At 74.5% G+C, this 5,296-nt stretch carries 2 pseudogenes; both read left to right on the top strand.

From position 1 onward, the window contains the following. Positions 1-97: 97 nt before the first annotated feature. Positions 98-1,306: pseudogene (locus SSOG_RS57845) on the top strand (beta-ketoacyl reductase); the annotation flags it as partial. 433 nt (positions 1,307-1,739) lie between these two features. Then, positions 1,740-5,056 (top strand): annotated as a pseudogene (locus tag SSOG_RS58255) (type I polyketide synthase); the annotation flags it as partial. Positions 5,057-5,296: the final 240 nt, after the last annotated feature.

The following is a 5,296-nucleotide window of genomic DNA, read 5'->3' as shown; positions in this document are numbered from 1 at the left end:
GGTCTGACCGAGAGCCTGGACGTCGACGAGGAGGCCCTCGCCCGCGATCCTGCCGGGACTGACCGCCTGGCGCCGCCGCAAGCACGAGCAGTCCACCGTGGACGACTGGCGCTACCAGGTCACCTGGACGCCGCTGCCCGCCCTGCCCCTGGCGACGCTCTCGGGCACCTGGCTGGTCGTCACCGCCGAAGGCGAAGGCCGTACGGGCCAGGGTGATACCGGCGACGACGTGGTCGTCGCCCTACGGGCCCACGGCGCACGCGTACGCCGGGTGGCGCTGGACGAGTCCTGCCTGGACCGTGCCGTGCTGGCGTCCCGACTGGCGGACGCGGTCGAGACAGATGAGGTGGACGGGGTGGACGAGGCCGGTGGCATCGCCGGGTTCGTGTCCCTGCTGGCCGCCGCCGAGGAGCCGTGCCGGGCGTATCCCGAGCTGGCCGCCGGCACGGCCCTGGGCGTTGCCCTCGTACAGGCCCTGGCGGACACCGGCGCCGAGGCACCGCTGTGGTGCCTGACCCGAGGCGCGGTCTCCACCGGGCGTTCCGACCGGGTCACCCGCCCGGTCCAGGCGCAGACGCTCGGCGTGGGCTGGACCGCCGCGCTGGAACACCCGCGCTTCTACGGCGGAGCGGTGGACCTGCCGGAGACCCTGGACGAGCGGGGCGGGCAGCGGCTGGCGGCCATACTGGCCGGAGCCGGGACCGGGGCCGGAACGGAGACCACGGGCGGCGAAGACCAGCTCGCCCTGCGCACCTCCGGTGTGCTGGCCCGGCGCGTCGTGCGCGCCCCGGCCGGTGACCGCGAGCCGCGCCGGACCTGGGAACCGCGCGGCACGGTGCTGGTCACCGGCGGCACCGGCACTCTGGGCCCGCATGTCGCGCGCTGGCTGGCGAGGCAGGGCGCCGAACGGATCGTCCTGGTCAGCCGCCGGGGCATGGCCGCGCCCGGTGCCGCCGAGCTGGTGGATGAATTGGCGGGGCAGGGCACCGAAGCCACCGTCACCGCCTGTGACATCACCGACCGCGAGGCGCTCGCCGCGCTGCTGGACCGGCTGACGGCCGAAGGCCACAGCCCGCGCACCGTCATTCACGCCGCCGCCGTCATCGAGCTGCACACGCTGGCGGAGACGGACATGGCGGCGTTCGCCAGGGTCATGCACGCCAAGGTCGCCGGTGCGCGGAACCTGGACGAGCTGCTGGCGGACGCCGAACTCGACGCCTTCGTGCTGTTCTCGTCCGTCGCCGGCATGTGGGGAAGTGGCCAGCACGCCGCGTACGTGGCGGGCAACGCCTACCTCGCCGCGCTGGCCGCCAACCGGCGCGCCCGTGGCCTGACCGCGACGTCCGTCCACTGGGGCATCTGGGCCAACGAACTCGGCATCGGCCGGGTCGCCCCGGACCAGGTCCGGCGCAGCGGCCTGGAGTTCATGGACGCGGGCCTCGCGCTGACCGGGATGCGGCGCGCGATGGACGACGACGAGACCGTGCTCGCGATCGCCGATGTCGACTGGGACCGCTACTACCCGGTGTTCGGCTCCGTCCGCCCGACGCCGCTGTTCGACGAGGTGCCCGAGGTGCGAACGGCTGTCGAGGCCGCCGAAGCGCAGGCCCGGGCGGGCGGGCGACGGCGAGTTTGCGGCGAAGCTGGCCGCTCTGCCGCCCGTCGAGCGGGACCGGCTGCTGCTGGACACCGTACGAGGCCAGGCCGCGGCCGTGCTCGGCCACGGTTCCGTCGAGACGGTGGCCGAGCGGCGCGCCTTCCGGGAGGTCGGCTTCGACTCCCTGACCGCAGTGGACCTGCGGAACCGGCTCGCCGCGATCACCGGGCTCAGCCTGCCCGCGACCATGGTGTTCGACCACCCGACCCCGGTGGCGCTGGCCGAGTTCCTGCGTACCGGGATCACCGGCGACCAGCAGCGGACCGCGGCCCCGGCCGTGTCCGCCACCACCGACGAGCCGATCGCCATCATCGGCATGAGCTGCCGCTACCCGGGCGAGGCCAATTCGCCGGAAGAGCTGTGGGAACTGGTCATGGGGGGCACGGACGCGATCTCCGGATTCCCGGCCGACCGCGGCTGGCCCACCGACGCCCTGTACGACCCGGACCCGGACACCCCGGGTCGTACGTACAGCGCACAAGGCGGTTTCCTGCACCACGCCGCCGACTTCGACCCCGTCTTCTTCGGCATCTCGCCGCGCGAGGCGATGACCATGGACCCGCAGCAGCGACTCCTGCTGGAGACCGCGTGGGAGGCGTTCGAGCGCGCCGGGATCGTCCCCGACACCGTGCGTTCCACCCTCACCGGCGCGTTCATCGGGGCCAGCTACCAGGACTACCAGGCAGGCGGCGCGCCCGGCGGCGACGGCGCGGACGGCTCGGAGGGCCCGGACGGGCACGCGGTCACCGGCACGTTGTCCAGCGTGCTGTCCGGCCGGGTCTCCTACCTGCTGGGCCTGGAGGGCCCCGCGGTCACCCTCGACACCGCCTGCTCCTCCTCGCTGACGGCGTTGCACCTGGCCTGCCAGTCGCTGCGCAACGGCGAGAGCACGCTCGCGCTCGCCGGTGGCGTGAGCCTCATGTCCACGCCGAACACCTTCATCGGCTTCAGCCGCCAGCGGGCGCTGGCCCCCGACGGACGCTGCAAGGCGTACGCGGACTCCGCCGACGGCATGGCGCTCGCCGAGGGCGTCGGCATGGTGCTCGTGGAACGGCTGTCGGACGCTCGGCGCAACGGGCACCCGGTCCTCGCGGTGGTCCGCGGCAGCGCGGTCAACCAGGACGGCGCGTCCAACGGCCTGACCGCCCCCAACGGGCCGTCCCAGCAGCGCGTGATCCGGCAGGCGCTGGCCAACTCGGGGCTGTCCGCGGCGGACGTCGACGCGATCGAAGGCCACGGCACGGGTACCGCGCTCGGTGACCCGATCGAGGCGCAGGCGCTGCTGGCGGCCTACGGGCAGGACCGGACGCGGCCGCTGCTGCTGGGCTCGATCAAGTCCAACATCGGACACACCCAGGCCGCCTCCGGCGCGGCGAGCGTGATCAAGATGGTGATGGCGCTGCGCCACGGGGTCCTCCCCCCGACCCTGCACGCCGACACCCCGTCGTCCCACGTGGACTGGTCCGCGGGCGCGGTGGAACTGCTGACCGAGCCCACCGACTGGCCGCGGACCGGGCGGCCGCGCCGGGCCGGCGTGTCCTCGTTCGGTATCAGCGGTACCAATGTGCACACCGTTCTCGAACAGGCACCGCCCGTCGAGGAACCCGCCGAGCCCGCCGACGGGCCTCGCGCGGAGATCGTCCCCCTCGTGCTGTCCGGCCGTACCGACGACGCGCTGCGGGCGCAGGCCGGCCGGCTGCTGTCCCTGATCGAGGACCGGCCCGGAACGCACCTCACGGACCTGGCGTACTCACAGGCGCTGTACCGGTCGAGCTTTCGAACACCGCGCGGCCGTCATCACCCGCGACCAGGACGGCCTGCGCAGCGGCCTGCTGGGGCTTGCGCGACGGCCTGAGCGACGCGAGCGTGGTGCACGGGCGGCGGGGGGCGGCACGGGCCGGGGGCCCGGCTCGCCTACCTGTTTCACCGGGGCAGGGGGGGTCAGCGTCCCCGGCATGGGAAGGGAGCTGTACGAGCTTGTTCCCGGTGTTCGCCGACGCGCTGGACGCCGTACTGGCGCACCTCGACACCGAGCTGGCCCGCCCGCTGCGCGAGGTCGTGTTCGCGGACGACGGCACACCCGAGGCCGCGCTGCTCGACCGGACCGGCTACACCCAGCCCGCACTGTTCGCGATCGAGGTGGCGCTGTTCCGGCTGCTCGAATCCTGGGGCATCGCACCCGACTACCTCGCCGGGCACTCCGTCGGCGAACTGGCCGCGGCACACGTCGCGGGCGTGTTCTCGCTGGAGGACGCGTGCACGCTGGTGGCCGCACGCGGGCGGCTGATGGAGGACCTGCCCGCCGGAGGGGCCATGGTCGCCGTCGAGTCCGCCGAGGACGAGGCCGCCGGGCTGCTCACCGACCGCGTGTCCATCGCCGCCGTCAACGGCCCGGCCTCGCTGGTGATCGCCGGGGACGAGGACGCCGTCGAGGCGATGGCGGCCGGCCTGGCGGCGCGCGGCAGGCGGACCAAGCGGCTCCGGGTGAGCCACGCCTTCCACTCGCCGCGCATGGACGCCATGCTCGACGACTTCGCCGCCGTCGCCGCGCGCGTGACCTACCACGCCGCGGCGATCCCCCTCGTGTCCACCGTCACCGGCGAACTCGCCACCGACGAGGAGCTGGGCTCCCCGGACCACTGGGTGCGGCACGCCCGCCGCACCGTCCGCTTCGCCGACGGCATGGCCACCCTCGCCGGGCGGGGCGTACGCACCTTCCTCGAGCTCGGCCCGGACGGGGTGCTCAGCGCCATGGCCCAGGACTGCCTGGACGACGAGGCACTGCCACGCACCGCCGTGATCCCGGCACTGCGCCGCGACCGCGACGAGGTGCCCGCCATCACCGCCGCGCTGGCGGGCGCGCACGTGGGCGGCGTGCCCGTGGACTGGTCCGGCTTCTTCGCCGGAATGGGCGCACGGCGCATCGAACTGCCCACCTACGCCTTCCAGCGGCAGCGCTTCTGGGCGGAGCCCGCACTCCCGGCGGCACCCGCCGCCGGGGACGGAACGGAAGCCGACTTCTGGTCCGCGGTGGAGCGCGAGGACACGGACTCGCTGGCCGCCACCCTCGACCTCGACGCCGAGGCGGTGAGCGTGCTGGCCCCTGCGCTGTCGTCGTGGCGCCGTCGCCGCCGTGACAGGTCCAGCGTCGACGCACTGCGCTACCAGGCGATCTGGAAGCCGGCGAGCGCCACGCCGAGGTCGCAGGCCCTGCCCGGCCGGTGGCTCGTGCTCACCCCGGCCGGATCCGCCGACGACACGTGGCAGACCGCTGTGATCGACGGCCTCGGCGCGCCGACCGTACGCGTCGAGGTCACCGCGGCCGACCGCGGATCGCTCGCCGAGTGGCTGCCCGAGGGCGAGTTCGCCGGGGTGCTCTCCCTGCTCGCGCTCGATGACGACGACGCGTTGGACGGTGGCGGGGGCTCGGCCCGCACGGCCACCGCGTTCCAGGCGCTCGGCGACGCCGGGATCGACGCCCCCCTGTGGTGCGTCACCCGAGGCGCGGTGTCCGTCGGCCGCTCCGAGCCGGTGCACAGCCCGGCCCAGGCCGCACTGTGGGGCCTCGGGCCGCGTCGTCGCACTCGAACACCCCCGGCGCTGGGGCGGGTTGATCGACCTGCCCGAGCGGATCGACCC

Source organism: Streptomyces himastatinicus ATCC 53653 (assembly GCF_000158915.1).
Taxonomy (GTDB): Bacteria; Actinomycetota; Actinomycetes; order Streptomycetales; family Streptomycetaceae; genus Streptomyces; species Streptomyces himastatinicus.
Note: the sequence above shows the minus strand (reverse complement) of the source record. Positions and strands in the feature narration are given on the sequence as shown.